Source organism: Xanthomonas hydrangeae, from assembly GCF_032697525.1.
GTDB lineage: Bacteria > Pseudomonadota > Gammaproteobacteria > Xanthomonadales > Xanthomonadaceae > Xanthomonas > Xanthomonas hydrangeae.
This window is the reverse complement of the sequence record NZ_CP103836.1, coordinates 3,634,350-3,651,379: the sequence shown is the minus strand read 5'-3', so window position 1 is coordinate 3,651,379 and position 17,030 is coordinate 3,634,350. Positions and strand designations below refer to the sequence as shown.

Genomic DNA, 17,030 nt, shown 5'->3' with positions numbered 1-17,030 from the left:
TCGGCGCCGGTCCCAAGGCAGTGAGCGCGTGGCGATTCAGGTGTCATCTTCCCCTGCGTCCGTTCTTGTCGCCATCATTCGGCGCAGCCTCCTGTTGCTAAGAGTCAGCCCCTCTACACGGCCCTTACCATTGCTGACGAAAGTGATGGTTCCACGGCTGCTCGAGAAACGGTTGCCGCCCACCGGATCGAGGGAGATGTCATATCCACGGGGCCAGGAAAGCCGCAATCGCCCATCCACGAACGCAACGGTGTACGTCATGTCGGTCTCGTCGCTGTAATAGGTGCCGGTCAGTGCCACCAAGTCGGACTGAGCAGGCAGGGGCTCTGTGATCTTCACGAACTCCCGCGTGGTCGGCCAAAAGTCGCGCACCACCAATCGGAAATCGCCAACCCGGCTTGAGGGTCGGTGAAAGATCCACTCGTGCGGTTGGTCGCTAGGGCGGAAGACATCGCTGCCTATCGGAACTAGGCCAGAGGCTCCGGCCGGCCTCAATGCATTGTCCTTCCAGTCGAGTCGTATCAGTTCATCGGTCTGCGGGCTCCAATAGGTCCCGGCCAAGGCGGACTGCGTCTCGGGAGCCATCCGTACAGCAGGGGCGAGGCGTGCAGGCAGATTCAAAGGCGCAAGGTAGATATCGGCTATTGCGCGGGTAATGCTTGCCGGTTCGGTCGTCGCGCCATTGCAGAGCGCGACGATGGCCAGGCGCTGATCGGGGAAAAGCAAGGCATCCGACCGAAAACCCACGTCCGCGCCGTCATGGCTGATGAGATTCAGGCCACGGTACTCGTCAAGCCGCAGTCCACCGCCATAGTTGATCCTGGTCCCGTCGCGGAGCGTGCCTGACTCCTTCACTTTGGCAATCAAGGTCTGGCCGCCGACCTGACCATCGATCAGATTCCGTTCCCACTTCAATAAGTCGCCGACTGTTGTGAGCAGGCCGGTCGAACCGTAGTGGGTGATCGTAAGCGGGGCGAAGTCCCAGGTTGCGCTTCCATTCGGAACATAGCTCAGCGCCCTGTTTGCAACGACCTCGGTATAGCGGTCGCTGAAATGCGTGTCGCTCATGCCGAGCGGGACGAATATCTCGTCCTGTGCGAACTGGCGGAGCGTCTTGCCGGAAACGCGTTGGACAACGACGCCAAGAAGCGTATACGCAGCGTTGCTGTAAACCACCTCGGCGCCGGGTTCAAAGTTGAGGCCATGCTGGTGGGTCAGCGCCCAGATGACATCGGACTCCGTGTAGATGTCCGAGTCGCGCCATCCGGCCAGGTTGAGCAGTTGCCCCTGTTCTCTGAGGCCATTGGTCTGATGGATCAGGTCGCTGATGGTGATCGCGTCTGCGTAGCCAGCGAATTCCGGGATGTATTTTCGGATGCTGTCGTCGTAGGAAAGCTTGCCTCTTTCCTCCAGCAGGCCGATGGAGAAGGCTGTGAACTGCTTGGAAATCGACGCGGCATGGAAGACGGTTCCAGGGGTGATTGGCGTGGCGCTGGAGAGGTCTGCAGTCCCAAAGCCCTTGGCGTAGTCGAGGACCTCGTTCACCGAGATACCGACAGCGCACCCAGGCGTTTCTCCCGCCTTCCATTTTGAGAGGATGGCGTCCACCTGGTGGTGGCGACTGACCACAGCCGAGTCGATCCGCTCGGCTCGTGCGATCTGGGCAGATGCAGCCACTGCAAGAAATGCCGTAGCGATAACAGCGTGCAAATGCATGGCATTGCTCCTGAAGCTGGCTTGGATCGAACGGAATCGGAGTCGATGCCTCCCGTGCATTACACTACATAAATAATCAAGCGCATTGTTGTGCGTTTTGTTACCCCATATTCGCATTGGATTAGACGCACCAGGAAGGGAGCTTACAAAAGCCCCTCTGATGGCGCTTCTTCAGCGATGCGCCGACGCAGCTGGACCTTGAACTGTGCATGGCGGCGCTCCTGCGAGCTGCGGCGATGCAGCCATTGGCGCAGACATCGGCCCTTGCACGTAATACGCTGGCGCCATGCCTGCTGATCTGGCAGTGCGTGAACGACTCGACCAACCCGCACAGGAGCGCCAAGCCGATGCAGTGGATTTCCCTCGCGTTGCGAATCCCGCGCAGGCGGATGTTGCAATCAATCGTCGCCGCTGCATTGATAACGAACGCACTTGCCGCATCGGCTGCCGAGGTCAAGGTGAGCGGTACGCTGCGGGCGGACCAGCCCGGTGCGCAGGTGTCGCGTCAGCTGTTCGGCCAGTTCGCCGAGCATCTGGGTACCGGCATCTATGGCGGGGTGTGGGTCGGCGAGGACTCGGCGATTCCCAACACGCGTGGCTATCGCAACGATGTGGTGGCCGCGTTGAAGGCGATCGCAGTGCCGAACATTCGCTGGCCCGGCGGCTGTTTTGCCGACGAATACTATTGGCGCGACGGCGTCGGGACGCCGGCCAAGCGCCCGATCAGCATCAATACGCACTGGGGCGGCGTGGAAGAGTCGAACCGTTTCGGTACGCACGAGTTCATGGACTTTACCGAGCTGCTTGGTACCAAGGCGTATATCGCCGGCAACGTGGGCAATGCGGCGCCGGACGAGATTGCGCAGTGGGCCGAATACATGACCGCACCCACGCGCTCGAGCCTGGCCCAGGAGCGCCGTGCCAACGGCCGCGATGCGCCGTGGCAGGTGCCCTACTTCGGCGTGGGCAACGAGCTGTGGGGCTGCGGCGGCAATATGCGCGTGGAATATGCGGCCGACGTGTATCGGCGCTACCAGACCTTCGTCAAGGCGCCGGCCAATCAGAAGATCCTCAAGATCGCGCCCGGCCCCAACAACGACGATTATCACTGGACCGAAGTGATGATGCGCGAGGCCGGCACGCTGATGGACGGCCTGAGCCTGCACTACTACACCGTGCCCGGTGGCTGGCCGCCACGCGCATCGTCTACCAATTTCGATGAAGCCGCCTGGATCGATACGCTGTCGCGCACGCTGGTGATGGACGAGCTGATCACCAAACACAGCGCGATCATGGACCGCTACGATCCGGACAAGAAAGTGGCGCTGGTCGTGGACGAATGGGGCACATGGTACGCCGGCCTGCCCGATGCGAACCCGGGCTTTCTGCATCAGCAAAACAGCCTGCGCGATGCGCTGGTGGAGTCGTTGAATATCGATATCTTCAGCGCGCATGCCGAACGCGTGCGCATGGCCAATATCGCGCAAATGGTCAACGTGCTGCAGGCGATGATCCTCACCGACGGCGACAAGATGGTGCTGACGCCCACCTACCACGTATTCGCGCTGTACAAGCCGTACCAGGACGCCACCAACCTGCCTCTGCAATTGCAGACGCCCGAGTACCGTCACGGCGATGTCCACGTGCCGGCCGTGCACGGCTCGGCGGTCAAGGCCAAGGATGGGCATGTGTATGTCGCGCTGACCAATCTGGATGCGAACTCGGCGGCGAACGTGAGCGTGCAGGTAGAAGGTCTGTCGCCGAGCAGCGTGGAGGGACAGATACTCACTGCGCCGGCGATCACCGCGCACAACACTTTTGCCCAACCACATGCGGTGGAGCTGAAAGCGTTCAAGGGCGCGCGGGTGCAGGACACAGCGCTGCGGGTTGCGCTGCCAGCGCGATCAATTGTGATGCTGAAGCTGAAATAGCTCAATCCGCCATCGCGTCAAGAATCCGGATGCCCGGCTTGTTTTAGCGGATCCGACTACAACCTTCCAATCATTCTCTTCCGACAAAAAGTAAGGGGCACCCAAGGCGCCCCTTACTAAACGGTCAACTCCCGATCAAATCTTAGTTGGGTTGCAGTTCCCACTTCTGATTGGCGTTACCAAGGCACTGCCACATCTGAACTCGTGCGCCATTAGTTCCACCGCCCGCAGAATCGTCGAGACACTTGTTGTTGAACTCGCTGCGAATTTCACCGCGGATTCTCCAAGCTTGACCTGAACTTCCATCGCATGTGGCCATCACGACGGAGGATCCACTGACGTTTGGATTCCCGCTTACAGTCAAGCAGGCTCCGCCAAATCCGCGAATAGACCCATTCTTACCGAGAGTCCATGTCTGGTTCTTGCTCAAGGAACAATCCCAGATCTGCACCGGGGTCCCGGGCGTGATACCGGATGCAGCTACATCCAGGCAGCGGCCTGTCGAAACCTGAATCTGACCGGTTGTTGGCGAATACTTCCAGATCTGATTTGCGCCACTCAAGTTATCATACAACTGCAAACGCGCACCATTTGTAGAAGATGCACCGACCACATCAAGCACCTTGCCGCCGGTTGCAATAATGGCCGACCCATTGAAAAACCAGGCCTGATTACGAGTATTCAAGGAATCAAACAGCTGCAAACCGGCGCCATCAGCATTGCTCACACCCGCAATGTCGAGAACCCTGTTGGCAACCGCAGTCCGCAGTGAACTACTACCACGCTGCAAGGACCATTTCTGCTGGGAAAATCCATTACACCCCCAAACCTGAATTGCGGTCCCGTTCTGGCTGGAGCCACCCGTAATATCCAGACACTTGCCCGATGGGCCGGAAATCTGGCCAGGCGAACTCAGGTCGTCAAATGGAACCGTCGGGGCGCGATACTGAATCGCCCTGGGCACAGTGATGACAAAGGAACTCTTGTTATCCGCCTCAAGCATCACACCGCAAGGCTGGCCAAAGCAACCGTAAACAGATGGAGCAGAATATATATTAACCTCGCGCTGACCGCCAACTCCATAAGCCATGAGCGTATGAAAGCTGCCAACGTCACTACGATATCCATAATTAAAACTGGAATCTTGACTGTTCTCACGCGTATGGCCAGATCCCAACAGATGACCTAACTCATGCCCCAACGTGGTGGAAGTGCAGTAAAAATTACCGTCTACACCATCGGACACTTCAGCATAGGCGTAACGCGAATCTGTCGTACCGTTTCGCCAAGCGATTCCGCAGCTGTCCTGAGCGACATTAAAACGCCTAACCAGAGCAACCATATCGGCACCGACATTTTCACGCGCCTGACGAATCGGGCGAAATGCATCGTTATAGCTGGTGACCCATGTCAACTCGTCCAGCACCTGATTATTGAGATTGTTGTCGGTGTAAGCAACCTCCATGATTCCCACCAGGCGATAGCGGGCATTGATTGCCGCATTGACGAATGCCTGATTCGCCTGCTCCACCATATTCGTCAACACTGTTTCGACTGCCGAATCCCCACCGCGATAATCTTTGTAGCCTGTCGTATAACCCAGCAGAAGATCAATCGAGTTGGTTGCCGTGGTTCCTGCAGTGGCATTGACCTGCTCAAGATTGTTGTAACCCTGGATGATTCCGGTGGATTTCGCCTGCGGTTGCAACTTAGCCACAGAAGCCGCGAGCAGTTCGCGAGCGTCGCCTTTCCGGCTCGGTGTAGCAGCCTGCGCCGCAGACACGGAGGCCGCCATCACATAGGGACGACCATCCACGGTCGATATTTGATAGGTGCTGCCACCTACCGATCCGAGAGAACCAAACACCGCATTCTTACCGAATGTTATGACGGATTCCTCACCGACCTGCGCACCGGGAAGGCGCCCGACCCAGGTCCAGTTACCATTCTTGCCCTGCGTATGACGGACGTATTCCATCTTCAGCTCGGTGCCGTCCGGAGCTACGATACTCATGGTGCCTTCGAGCACGGCACGCAGCGCATAAGACTCGCTCAGCCGCGCAGGATAAAGGTCAAAAGGCCCTTCTTTCTGAGTAGCCTTTCGACTTTCATAACTCAGAAGGGTTCCATTATCGGGACCATCGAAATAGTTTTTATCGATGACATGCATACCGGTTGCCACCATAAGTGGTTGACCGCTGGTGGCGCCTTGCCGGGCAGCAACCGACATCTTATCTTTGCCATCATGCTGCAACGTTACCGAATGATTATTCCAGAATAAAAATCCGCCACCTGCAGATGCGATCAACGCAATAACTAACGCGCTCTTCCTTAACATCAAAAATCCCCTGATTGCCTTGCAAGTTGCTTGGCCGATCCGTCAAACACCATAAAGCCCTACATATAGGCGCCCGTTCCATCGGGTCATTCCGTCCCAGTGCGGCACTTCTTTGTCTACGAGCTCTTCCATTGTACGCATACTGTTCACAGGGCGCTGCCAGGCAAGCGAGTCAGGCCCCTATTAGCAACGCCTCATCTGTTATCGGCCACGGCCCAGATTGCTTGAGACATTTTTTTCAGCCTCGCCAATACTTCAGTACGGATGCATATCAAGTATAGATTCATCAAATCAGCAAGTCGCTCAGCGAGCTTTGGCAGCGGCGCTCCATCTCATGGAATCCCCCAATGGACGATTCATCGTTCAAGAGATAGCTGGGTAGCCTTTTGGAATACCAACTTGGATGGCGACCTGCCAAGCCTTCCATCCCGCTGAACTAGGTGACGTAGAGCCAAGTGTTTGCGTCGATAGCCAATGCACTATCATCTGGACACTTTGTTAACCCCTACATCGCATTGCACCGTACAGGAGCTGCGTTGCCTTCTCCGCATACGTACGAGCAACCACACAGCGATGAGCACTCAATTTGGCGCGGATAACAACGTTGGCTCGGCGAAACGCCATTGTACTGGCAGGCGTTCGAGCACGTGCTGCATGAAGGCGCGCACCTTCGGGGTGAAGTCACGGCGATCGGCAACGCAGAGGTAGATGCGCAGCGGCTCCGGTAATGCCTGGGCGGTGCTGCCGAGATCGGAGACAAACAGCGGCTGCAGCTGACCGCGCTGCAGATACGGCTGCACGACATACGCGGCCAGTCGTGCAATGCCGCCGCCGGCAGCGGCCATGGTGGCGAGCGCATCGATATCGTCGCTGACCATCGCCTTGCCCAGCTCCGGCTGGAAGCGCACACCATTGCGGACGAAGTTCCAAGGCAGACAACGCCCATCGACCGGGTAACGCAGCAACAGGCAGTGGTGATACTTCAATTCGTCCGGGGTCTGCGGCGTACCGCAACGGGCCAGGTACTGCGGTGCCGCGCAGACCACCAGCGGCACTTGCGCGATGCAGCGCGCCACCAGGCCGTCTTCCAGCTGCGCTTCGATGCGCAGGCTGACGTCAACGTTTTCCTGCGCGTGCTGCACGGCGCGGTCGGTGCACAACAGCTCGATCTCCAGTTGCGGATAGCGCTGACGCAGCGCAGGCAACATCGGAGCGAGCACATGCCGCGCAAATGCGGCGGTACTAGCCACGCGCAAGCGCCCGGCCGGGGCCTGCTGCGGACCGGCGACCGATTGCCGTGCGCGTTCCAGGTCGCGCTCCAGCTGCCGCACCTGTTCGAAGTACAGCGTGCCTCGCTCGGTCAGTGCCAGGCTGCGCGTGGTCCGGTGCAGCAGGCGCACGCCCAGATGCTGCTCCAGCCGCGCGATGTTCTGGCTGACCGCAGCCGCGCTGACGCCCAGCAACTTGGCACCACCGGCAATGCTGCCGGCATCGACGGTGCTGACAAAACTACGAATGGACTGAAGAATGTTCATTGTTGAGGCAAGTATTACCAAACGATTCGTAAGTTTTTCTTACGTAAGCCACAAGGCTACCCGATCTACCCCGGCCGCGGTGGCATCTCTACAGTTCCCTTCCAGCCGCGCTTGTGCGGCAGTCGAGGTCATCCCCCATGTCGTCATCTCCACCCTCCTCCCCGTTGGTGCGACCGCGCTGGAAACTCGGTGTGCGCGCCACCCCGTTCGTCTTCGCGTTCTATATGGCGGCGATCATGGCCTTGCTGATGTGCCTGGTCATCACCGGCGCCAACACCGGGCTGGCCCCCGGCTATCCGTGGCGCGTGCTGGACGCCTATCGCATTGCGATGCCCACCGCGTTCTGTTGCGTATTGGTGGTGCGGCCATTGGTGATACGGCTGGTGGCGTGGACGGTGCACGCGGCGCATTGAGGCGTGCGCGCGCATCGCGCCGATCGCAAACAGGTGCTGCCGCGCAACACGACACAGACCGCGTTTGCGACCGCCGTCATACCAATGATGGATTATTCCGTAATGAACACCACGGAACTGAAATACGATCGAAAATTGCTTTGACACTGAAGTAGCCGCTACGCAGCGTCGCTTCTCCACGGACCTGAGTCCGCCTTGTGGGGAAGTACGCAATGAACATGTTACGCAGTGTCGCTGTGCAGTTCGCCGTCGTATTGGGCGTTGCTCTCGCCCCAAGTGCGCACGCGCAAACCCTGGTCTGGGAAGACAACTTCAACGGGCCGGGCATCGACGGCAACAAATGGACCTACGACGTCGGTAACGGCTGCCAGATCGGTTTATGCGGCTGGGGCAATGGCGAGATGCAGTACTACACCAGCCGTGCCGAAAATGCGCGTATCGATAATGGCCTGCTGGTGATCGAGGCGCGGCGCGAGGCATTTCAGGGCATGCCGTTTACCTCGGCACGGCTCAAGACCGAAGGCCGCATGCACTTCAAGTACGGCACGCTGGAAGCACGCATCAAGACGCCGGTGGTCGGCAACGGGCTGTGGCCAGCGTACTGGATGCTGGGCACGATCGGCGTGTGGCCCGGCCGCGGCGAAATCGACCTGATGGAAGCCGGCATGGCTGCGGCGGTCGCTGCCGGCACTGCCAACCGCCGCATCGGCGCGGCCGTGCACTGGGACTACAACGGTTCGCAAGCCGACTACGACACCAGCTATACCAGCCCGGTAAATCTGCACAACGACTTCCATGTGTATCGGTTGACCTGGGACCCGCAGTTCATCCGCGTGTCGATCGACGGCCAGCAGTACTTCGAATTTGCGATCTCCAACATCGAAGGCGCCTCATTGCACGAATTCCACCAGCAGCACTATCTGCTGCTCAATCTTGCGGTGGGCGGCACCTATACCGGCATTACCTCGCCTGCTGCGGTGACGGCGCCGCTGCCGGGCAAGATGGAGATCGATTACATCCGGTTGTATCAAAACCCCGTCGCACAACTGTATGTCGGCGCGCAACATGCCGCGCCTGCGGGGCGCTTCGGTGTCTTCACCGAGCAAAGCGATACCAGTGCGCGGCTGACGTTCGGCCAGGATGCCGAGCTGTACTTATGGAACAACCTCACCCCGATTGCGCAAGCCCCATTCGAAGGCCGCAACGTAATGGCGTACCGCGCCAATGCCGGTGTCTGGTACGGCCTGGGCATCCAGACCGACTATCGCAATATGGCCGCGTATGCGGGCGGCGCACTGAAACTGCACGTTAAAACCACGACGCCTTCGACCTTCAAGATCGGCATTAACAGCAGTTTCGGCGACAGCTGGGTGGACTTCGCCGCGGGCGGCAATCAGTATGGATTGGTGCGCGATGGCGCCTGGCATGAAGTCAGTATCCCCTTCAGCGCGTTCTACGATCTGGATCTGCAAGCGGTCAAACAGATGTTCATGCTGGTGGCCGATCCACCGTCCGCGCCGGTGGAGATCGCCATCGACAAGGTGTACTACCAGAGCCGTTGAATCCGCAACGCAACGGGACGCGAGCAGCCAACGTTCAAGCGTTGGCTGCAACGCCTTTGAGCATGTCGATCAGCTGACGCAGGCGGTAGGGCTTGGGCAGAAAATCCACCTGCGGCGGCAGTGGCGGCAACTGCGCCTTGGCAAACCCGGACGCCAGGATGATGCGTGCCTGCGGCAGCAGCTGCGTCACCTGCTCGCTCAGCTCGATGCCCGACATGCCGTTGGGCATGCGGATATCGCTGAACACCACATCGTAAGGGCCGCTCTCGCGCAGCATGCGCAATGCACTGTGACCATCGTCGGCGGTGTCGACGGTGATGCCGGCATCGCGCAGTGCTTCGCCGATCAGTTCGCGCAACTCTTCTTGGTCCTCAACCATCAGCAAGCGCAGGGATTCAGTCATGCTCGGCGTCCTCGATGGCCGGGAGAAACAAGGTCACGGCGGTGCCGTGTCCGGGTGCGGTGTCAAGCTCGACAAAACCACCGGATTGGGACGCGAAGCCGAACACCTGGCTCAAGCCCAGGCCGGCATTCTTGCCCGCATCCTTGGTGGTGAAAAACGCCTCGCCAGCGCGCTGCGCTACATCCGCTCGCATGCCGCTGCCATTATCGCGCACCGCAACGCTGACGTAAGTGCGCTGTGCAGCGTGCGGGTGGGACGGTGCGGCACGCCGCTCTACGGCAGTGGCAAGCACGATCGTACCGCCATCGGGCATGGCATCGCAGCTATTGAAGACCAGGTTGAGCAATGCGGCGTCCAATTGACCTGGGTCCATACGCACATCCGGCAGTGTCTGGGCCAATTCAAGCGAGAGGCCAAGGCCGGCTGGGCACGCACGCTGCAGCAGTTCCAACGCGCCGGTCACGATTGCATTGACTGCATGGCGTTGCGGAGGCGATTGCTGCCCGCGTGCGAAGGCGAGCACGTGGCGGGTCAGCAAGGTGCCCCGCTCCACTGCCGTCTGCGCAGCACCCAGCAAGGTGCGCAGACGCGCATCCTCGCCCGCACGCCGCGAGATCAGATCCAGGCTGGTCGCCATCACGGTCAGCAGATTGTTGAAGTCATGCGCCATGCCCCGCGTCAACCGGCCCAGCGCCTGGCTGCGTTGCGTCTGCGCCAGCACCTGCTGCGATTGCTGCGCTGCATGGCGTTCGCTGATATCGCAGGTCACCACGGCAAAACCGATCAGCACGTCGAGTTCCAATACCGGCTCGATCACCATGCGGGCAAGGAACTGGCTGCCATCCTTGCGCAAGCGCCAGCCTTCGGCAGTGGCGCGACCATCGCGCCTGGCGATCTCAAGCAGGTGTGCCGGCTCGCCGCGCGGCGCATCTTCGCGCGCATGAAAACGCGAAAAATGCGTCCCCATGACCTCGGCGGCGGCGGAGCCGTGAATGCGCTCGCAGGCTGTGTTCCAGCTACGCACGTGGCCGCCCGTATCGAGCGTGTAGATCGCGCAATCGCACATGCTCTCAAGCAACAGCTGGCACTGCCGGCTGTTGTGAGAAAGCGGCCCGACGGTGTCGGTGGCCGTTTCCGCATCCATCACGCGATGTTTCCCCCTGGAAAGCGCGCGACCATAGTGACGGATGCGTGAAGGCCATGTGCAAGCCAACCCGGCCGGAAAGCGTCAAATTTCCGGCGATTTACGCGTGAAAGTTATCGGCTAACATGACCGCCCTCCCACTTAGGTCCGCGCGCCTCATGCAGAACATCTCGACCACACGCGACCGCTGGGTGTGGGTCATCGCGGGGGCCTTGATGGCTGCGACGCTCGCTGTGGAATTGGTCACACCGCTTGGCTATGCGGTGTGGCTGACCTACTTCGTCGCGGTTGGGGTGACGGTGTTTCAAAACCGCACGCAGGTTCCATTGATTGTGGGCGCACTGTCATGCGTGTTGTTGGCAGTGGGTTTCAATCTGGCGCCGTCCAGCACCAATTCCAGTTTTTCCTCGATCAACCGCAGCATCGGTGGCGTGTCGTTCCTGGCGATGGCGCTGGTGGTGACGCAGGCGATCCGCGCGCGGCGTCAGGCCGAATTCGCGCTGTGGCTGCAGCAGGCAGAGAACACGGTCGAAGCGAGTTTGCGCGGCGACCAAAGCCCGGAAGCATTGGCCGATGCTGCCGTTAGCGCACTGTGCGACACGCTGGATGCGCAGGTGGGCGCGCTGTATCGCATCGAAGGCGAGCGCCTGCGTTTGACCGGTGGCACCGCGCTTCCGGCCGACATGCCCAGGACACTGCCGACCAACACCGGGCAACTGGGCGACGCCTTGCAGCGTCGCGCGGTGCGCCGCGTGCGCGGCGTGGACGCAGGACATCTGCAGATCGCCTCCAGCCTGGGCAAGAGCAGTTGCCAGGAACTGCTGCTGGCACCTGTCACTGCCGATGGCCGTGTGATCGGCATCGTCGAACTTGGCCGCGTGACCCACCCGCGCACTGCCGGTTCGCGCGAGCAGGAACTGCTGGCACGCTGCGGCGAGAACATCGGCCTGGCCTTGCGCACCGCGTTGCTGCGCGCGCAGCTGGTGACCTTGCTGGAAGAAACCCAGCGCCAGAGCGAAGAACTGCAGACCCAGCAGGAAGAGCTGCGCGTGACCAACGAAGAGTTGGAAGAGCAAAGCCGCAGCCTGCAGCAATCGCAAAGCGATCTGGAACAGCAGCAGGCCGAGCTGGAACAGACCAATGTGCAGCTGGAAGAACGCACCCAGGCACTGGAAGCGCAGAAGCAGGCCTTGCTGGTTGCGCAGAACCAGCTGGTGCGCAACAGCAACGAGCTCTCCACCGCCTCGCGTTACAAGTCCGAATTTCTGGCCAATATGTCGCACGAATTGCGCACCCCGCTCAACAGCGCGCTGATCCTGGCCAAGCTGCTGGCCGACAACAAGGACGGCACGCTCAGCCCCGAGCAGGTGAAGTATGCGCAGGCGATTCTCTCTTCCAACAACGATCTGCTGGCGCTGATCAACGACATTCTGGATTTGTCCAAGATCGAAGCCGGGCATGTGGAACTGGCCGACGAAACCATCGCGACCAGCTCGGTGCTGCAGCGCCTGCGCGAAACCTTCGAGCCGCTGGCGCGGCAAAAAGGTCTTGCGTTGCAGATCACGGCCGACGCCGATGCACCGACGCAACTGGTCATGGATAGTCAGCGTCTGCAGCAGATTCTCAAGAACCTGCTGGCCAATGCGATCAAGTTCACCGAGCACGGCAGCGTCAGTCTGTCGATCCAGACGCAGGCACCGGGCCGTGTGCTGTTCAAGGTCCAGGACACCGGCATCGGCATTGCGCGCGAACAGACCGAGATCATCTTCGAAGCGTTCCGTCAGGCCGATGGCAGCACGCGCCGTCGCTATGGCGGCACCGGCCTGGGGCTGTCGATCTCGCGCGATCTGGCGCAGCGCATGGGCGGCAGCATCCGTGTGGACAGCGAGCAGGGACGCGGCAGTTGCTTCACGCTGGAATTGCCGACCGATGGCGCGCCGGCCGAGGGTGTGACTGTTGCGGAAAGGCATGCGCCGCCGGCGTCGATTAACACCGCGCAAGCAGCGCAGCACACCAGCGGCATGGCGATGGCATCTCGTCTTGGTGAGCAGGCAGTGGTTGCGTCCAGCGCCTTGCCGCTGCCGATTCCTGCAGCGAGTGCAGCGCCGCTCCAGCGCGCCGACGACGATCGCGATCAACGCAGCCGTCCGGGCCGGCTGATCCTGACGGTGGAAGACGACACGCGTTTTGCGCAAGCCCTGGTCGATCTGGCGCATGAGCTGGACTTCGATTGCGTGGTGGCGCCCAGCGCCGAAGAAGCGCTGCAGCTGGCGGCGGAACTGCGCCCCAGCGGCATTCTGCTCGACATCGGCCTGCCGGATGCCTCCGGGCTCAGCGTGCTGGAGCGGCTCAAGCGCGATCCGGCAACGCGGCACATCCCGGTGCATGTGGTCTCGGCCATGGAGCGCAGCCAGATTGCGCTGGAACTCGGTGCGGTGGGCTATCTGATCAAGCCGGCCACGCGCGAGCTGCTGGCCGGCGCAATCCGCCAGCTGGAAGACACCAATGCACGCGCCGTGCGCCGCTTGTTGATCGTCGAAGACGACAGCGCGCTGCGTGCGAACCTGGAACTGCTGCTGGCGCGCGATCAACTGGAAATCGTCGCGGTGGGCAGCATTGCCGAAGCCATGCAGCAACTGGCCGGCTCCACCTTCGATTGCATGGTCACCGATCTGGCGCTGCCCGACGGCAGTGGCTACGACCTGCTCGAACGCATGGCCGGCAACGATGCGGTCGCGTTCCCGCCGGTGATCGTCTACACCGGGCGCGCACTCACACGCGACGAAGAACAACGCCTGCGCCGTTATTCCAAGAGCATCATCATCAAGGGCGTGCGCTCGCCGGAGCGCCTGCTCGACGAAGTGACGCTGTTCCTGCATAGCGTGGAAGCCTCGTTGCCCAGTGACCAGCAACGCCTGCTGCGTGAAGCGCGCCGCCGCGATGCGGTGCTGGATGGCGCCACCGTGCTGTTGGCCGAAGACGATGTGCGCAATATCTTTGCACTCTCCAGCGTGCTCGAACCGCTGGGTGTGACGTTGCAGATCGCACGCAATGGCCGCGAGGCGCTGGAACATCTGGCCAGGCACGAGGTGGACCTGGTGCTGATGGACATCATGATGCCGGAGATGGATGGCCTCACTGCGATGCGCCAGATCCGTGCCAATCGTCAGTGGCAGGATCTGCCGATCATTGCGCTGACCGCCAAGGCCATGGCCGACGATCGCGACCGCTGTCTTGAGGCCGGCGCCAACGACTACATCGCCAAGCCCATCGACGTGGACAAGCTGGTGTCGCTGTGCCGGGTGTGGTGCTCGCGGCAATGAATGCAGTGGAGCTGTTCGATCTGGAGCTGCGGGTGCTGCTGGAAGCGGTGTACCAGCGCTATCACTACGACTTCCGCGATTACGCGGTGTCCTCGTTGCGTCGACGCATGCGCCACGCCATGGGCCGCTTCGATTGCGCACGCGTGGCCGATCTGCAGCATCGCCTGCTGCACGAGCCGGAGACGTTTGCGCAGGCGATGCAGTTCTTTACCGTGCAGGTGTCGGAGATGTTCCGCGACCCGGCGTATTTTCGCGTGCTGCGCGAGCATGCGGTGCCGGTATTGCGCACCTATCCCTCGATCAAGCTATGGGTGGCCGGTTGCAGCACCGGTGAAGAAGTCTGGTCGCTGGCGATCCTGCTGCACGAAGAAGGCCTGCTGGAAAAAGCGGTGATCTACGCCACCGACATCAATCCAGAAGCGCTGGGCATGGCCGAAGCCGGCGCCTTCGGTATCGACCGCATTGCGCAGTTCAGCCGCAATTATCTGGAGGCTGGCGGCCGCGGGTCCTTGTCCGATTACTACACCACCGCCTACGACGGTGCGGTGTTCGATCGCCGCCTCAAGCGCCACATCGTGTTTGCCGACCACAGCCTGGCCACCGACACGGTGTTCTCCGAAGTGCATCTGGTGTCGTGCCGCAACGTGTTGATCTACTTCAACCGCAACTTGCAGGATCGCGCGGTGGGTCTGTTCCATGACGCGCTGGTGCACCGTGGTTTTCTGGGGCTGGGCAGCAAGGAATCGCTACAGTTCGGCGCGCATGCGCAGGCCTTCGAAACCGTGGCCCGTGAGCAACGTCTGTTTCGGAAGGCGGCATGAGCGGCGCGCATGCGTGGCAGCACTTCGAGGCGATCGTGGTCGGTGCATCGGCCGGCGGTGTGATGGCGTTGCAGGCGTTGTTGTCCAGCCTGCCTGCGGAGTTGCCGATGCCGGTGTTGGTGGTGCTGCATCTGCCACGCGACCGCACCAGCCATCTTGCCGAATTGATGGATGCACGCTGCGCCTTGCCGGTGCGCGAGGCAGAGGACAAGCAACCGCTGCTCGCCGGCACTGTGACCATCGCCCCGCCCGACTATCATCTGCTGGTGGAAAACCGCGACAGCCTGGCGTTGTCGATGGATGCGCCGGTGCTGTTCTCGCGCCCGGCGATCGACCCCTTGTTCGAATCGGCCGCCGATGTCTTCGGGCCGCGCCTGCTGGCGATCCTGCTCACCGGCGCCAGCAGCGATGGCAGCGCTGGCGTGGCGGCGGTACGCGCGGTCGGCGGCACCGCCTGGATCCAGCTGCCCGACGACGCGGCGTCTCCCTTGATGCCCGCCTCCGCCATCGCCCACGCCGGTGCCGATGCGGTGCTTACCTTGCAGGCGATCTGCAGCCGACTGGAGGCTTTTCACCGATGAATCTCACCGCAACCGGTCTGGCTGCAGACAGCGCCAACAACGAACCGGCCAAGCTACTGATCGTGGACGACGTGCCGCAGAATCTGGTGGCGATGGAAGCGCTGCTGCAGCGCGACGGCATCCAGGTACTGTGCGCAGCCTCCGGTGCGCAGGCGCTGGAGCTGTTGCTCGAACACGATGTGGCACTGGCGCTGCTGGATGTGCACATGCCGGAAATGGACGGCTTTTCGCTGGCCGAACTGATGCGCGGCTCGCAGCGCACCCGGCATGTGCCGATCATTTTCCTGACCGCCTCGCCGAACGACCCGATGCGTGCGTTCCAGGGCTACGAAACCGGCGCAGTGGATTTTTTGCACAAGCCCATCGAGCCGCACGTGATCCTGAGCAAGGTCAACGTGTTCATCGAGTTGTATCAGCAGCGGCGCCTGCTCAAGGCGCGCAATGCCTCGCTGGAACGCGCGCTCACCCTCAATGAAACCATGATGGCGGTGCTGACCCACGACCTGCGCACGCCGCTGTCGGTGATTTTGCTGTGTGCCGACAAGCTGAGCCTGGATGTGGCCGCCGACGGCCCGGCTGCACGCACGCTGGAACATCTGGAAAACAGCGCGCATCGCATGGCACGCATGGTCGAGCAGCTACTGGATTTCTCGCGTCTGCGCACCGACGGGCTGTCGATGCAGTTCGGCCCCTGCAATCTTGGCGAGGTGGCCCATAGCGTGGTGAACGAGGTGGCGCAAGCCAATCCGCATACGCCGATCGACCTGCGTAGCGAAGGCGATCTGCACGGCGACGGCGACGGCGATCGGCTGGCACAGGTGGTCTCCAATCTGGTCGGCAACGCAGTGCTGCATGGCGCGCGCCAGCCGGTGCGCGTGCACCTGGACGGACGCCAGCGCGACACGCTGCGTTTATCGGTGCGCAACGCCGGCCACATCCCCGACAGTCTGATGCCGCGTCTGTTCGAGCCATTCAAGGCCAGCTTCCACGCAAGCCAGGGCTTGGGCCTGGGTTTGTTTATCGCAGATCAGTTCGTCAAGGCGCATGGCGGCACGCTGCAGGCACGCAACGAAGACGGCGATGTGGTGTTCGAAGCGACGTTGCGGCGGCACAATCTGGCAGCGTAAGCACGGCTAGCAGGACACTGCGCCGTCGCGCAGGCTCAACAAGACTCTGTTCCGCCGTCTGGCGAACCCATCAAACGCGCATCACCCAGTGCGATTGAATTGTCGATTCTAATGACGATTCGTCGTTCTTATCAGG

General features: G+C 61.1%; 12 protein-coding genes. 7 read left to right on the top strand and 5 right to left on the bottom strand.

Annotated features, from left to right (window positions below; genetic code table 11):
- Positions 1–36 precede the first annotated feature (36 nt).
- On the bottom strand, positions 37–1,716 hold the full coding sequence (locus NYR97_RS15580; RefSeq protein ID WP_316694420.1) for a serine hydrolase domain-containing protein: 1,680 nt from the start codon (positions 1,714–1,716) through the stop codon (positions 37–39).
- Between the two features lie 347 nt (positions 1,717–2,063).
- On the opposite strand from NYR97_RS15580, the gene NYR97_RS15575 reads away from it, so the two are divergent.
- A complete protein-coding gene (locus NYR97_RS15575; RefSeq protein ID WP_316694418.1) occupies positions 2,064–3,647 on the top strand; it encodes an alpha-N-arabinofuranosidase in 1,584 nt (527 codons plus the stop codon).
- A 142-nt stretch (positions 3,648–3,789) separates the two neighbouring features.
- Here NYR97_RS15575 and NYR97_RS15570 read toward each other — a convergent pair whose 3' ends face one another.
- Complete coding sequence (locus NYR97_RS15570; protein ID WP_316694416.1) at positions 3,790–5,985, bottom strand: ricin-type beta-trefoil lectin domain protein; 2,196 nt, start codon at positions 5,983–5,985, stop codon at positions 3,790–3,792.
- A gap of 581 nt (positions 5,986–6,566) precedes the next feature.
- On the bottom strand, positions 6,567–7,520 hold the full coding sequence (locus tag NYR97_RS15565) for a LysR family transcriptional regulator (protein ID WP_316694414.1): 954 nt from the start codon (positions 7,518–7,520) through the stop codon (positions 6,567–6,569).
- Positions 7,521–7,657: 137 nt separating this feature from the next.
- Between NYR97_RS15565 and NYR97_RS15560 the strand changes: the two genes are divergently transcribed.
- On the top strand, positions 7,658–7,933 hold the full coding sequence (locus tag NYR97_RS15560) for a DUF2798 domain-containing protein (protein WP_205392062.1): 276 nt from the start codon (positions 7,658–7,660) through the stop codon (positions 7,931–7,933).
- Positions 7,934–8,145: 212 nt separating this feature from the next.
- Positions 8,146–9,495: a glycoside hydrolase family 16 protein gene (locus tag NYR97_RS15555; RefSeq protein ID WP_316694411.1), complete on the top strand. Its 1,350-nt coding sequence runs from the start codon at positions 8,146–8,148 to the stop codon at positions 9,493–9,495.
- Between the two features lie 34 nt (positions 9,496–9,529).
- Here the strand turns inward: NYR97_RS15555 and NYR97_RS15550 are convergent, their stop codons facing one another.
- Together NYR97_RS15550 and NYR97_RS15545 are read right to left on the bottom strand one after the other, a co-directional pair.
- The gene (locus NYR97_RS15550; RefSeq protein ID WP_006450601.1) at positions 9,530–9,898 is read right to left on the bottom strand and encodes a response regulator; all 369 of its coding nucleotides are present in this window, start codon (positions 9,896–9,898) and stop codon (positions 9,530–9,532) included.
- Positions 9,891–11,042 (bottom strand): two-component system sensor histidine kinase NtrB, encoded by a 1,152-nt coding sequence (locus NYR97_RS15545; RefSeq protein WP_316694409.1) that lies wholly within the window; start codon positions 11,040–11,042, stop codon positions 9,891–9,893. Before NYR97_RS15545 ends, NYR97_RS15550 begins: the two co-directional genes overlap by 8 nt.
- 158 nt (positions 11,043–11,200) lie before the next feature.
- Between NYR97_RS15545 and NYR97_RS15540 the strand changes: the two genes are divergently transcribed.
- The 4 genes from NYR97_RS15540 to NYR97_RS15525 are packed head-to-tail and all read left to right on the top strand — an operon-like array spanning position 11,201 to position 16,894.
- On the top strand, positions 11,201–14,365 hold the full coding sequence (locus NYR97_RS15540; protein WP_316694408.1) for a response regulator: 3,165 nt from the start codon (positions 11,201–11,203) through the stop codon (positions 14,363–14,365).
- On the top strand, positions 14,338–15,186 hold the full coding sequence (locus tag NYR97_RS15535; RefSeq protein ID WP_316694405.1) for a CheR family methyltransferase: 849 nt from the start codon (positions 14,338–14,340) through the stop codon (positions 15,184–15,186). The genes NYR97_RS15540 and NYR97_RS15535 overlap by 28 nt, the downstream gene beginning before the upstream one ends.
- Positions 15,183–15,767: a chemotaxis protein CheB gene (locus NYR97_RS15530; RefSeq protein ID WP_316694403.1), complete on the top strand. Its 585-nt coding sequence runs from the start codon at positions 15,183–15,185 to the stop codon at positions 15,765–15,767. The genes NYR97_RS15535 and NYR97_RS15530 overlap by 4 nt, the downstream gene beginning before the upstream one ends.
- The gene (locus tag NYR97_RS15525) at positions 15,764–16,894 is read left to right on the top strand and encodes a hybrid sensor histidine kinase/response regulator (RefSeq protein WP_205392068.1); all 1,131 of its coding nucleotides are present in this window, start codon (positions 15,764–15,766) and stop codon (positions 16,892–16,894) included. Before NYR97_RS15530 ends, NYR97_RS15525 begins: the two co-directional genes overlap by 4 nt.
- Positions 16,895–17,030: the final 136 nt, after the last annotated feature.

Excerpts from the sequence above, each read along its gene's own strand:
- NYR97_RS15580 (WP_316694420.1), bottom strand. The coding sequence starts at position 1,716 with ATGCATTTGCACGCTGTTATCGCTACGGCATTTCTTGCAGTGGCTGCA.
- NYR97_RS15575 (WP_316694418.1), top strand. The coding sequence starts at position 2,064 with ATGCAGTGGATTTCCCTCGCGTTGCGAATCCCGCGCAGGCGGATGTTG.
- NYR97_RS15570 (WP_316694416.1), bottom strand. The coding sequence starts at position 5,985 with ATGTTAAGGAAGAGCGCGTTAGTTATTGCGTTGATCGCATCTGCAGGT.
- NYR97_RS15565 (WP_316694414.1), bottom strand. The coding sequence starts at position 7,520 with ATGAACATTCTTCAGTCCATTCGTAGTTTTGTCAGCACCGTCGATGCC.
- NYR97_RS15560 (WP_205392062.1), top strand. The coding sequence starts at position 7,658 with ATGTCGTCATCTCCACCCTCCTCCCCGTTGGTGCGACCGCGCTGGAAA.
- NYR97_RS15555 (WP_316694411.1), top strand. The coding sequence starts at position 8,146 with ATGAACATGTTACGCAGTGTCGCTGTGCAGTTCGCCGTCGTATTGGGC.
- NYR97_RS15550 (WP_006450601.1), bottom strand. The coding sequence starts at position 9,898 with ATGACTGAATCCCTGCGCTTGCTGATGGTTGAGGACCAAGAAGAGTTG.
- NYR97_RS15545 (WP_316694409.1), bottom strand. The coding sequence starts at position 11,042 with ATGGATGCGGAAACGGCCACCGACACCGTCGGGCCGCTTTCTCACAAC.
- NYR97_RS15540 (WP_316694408.1), top strand. The coding sequence starts at position 11,201 with ATGCAGAACATCTCGACCACACGCGACCGCTGGGTGTGGGTCATCGCG.
- NYR97_RS15530 (WP_316694403.1), top strand. The coding sequence starts at position 15,183 with ATGAGCGGCGCGCATGCGTGGCAGCACTTCGAGGCGATCGTGGTCGGT.
- NYR97_RS15525 (WP_205392068.1), top strand. The coding sequence starts at position 15,764 with ATGAATCTCACCGCAACCGGTCTGGCTGCAGACAGCGCCAACAACGAA.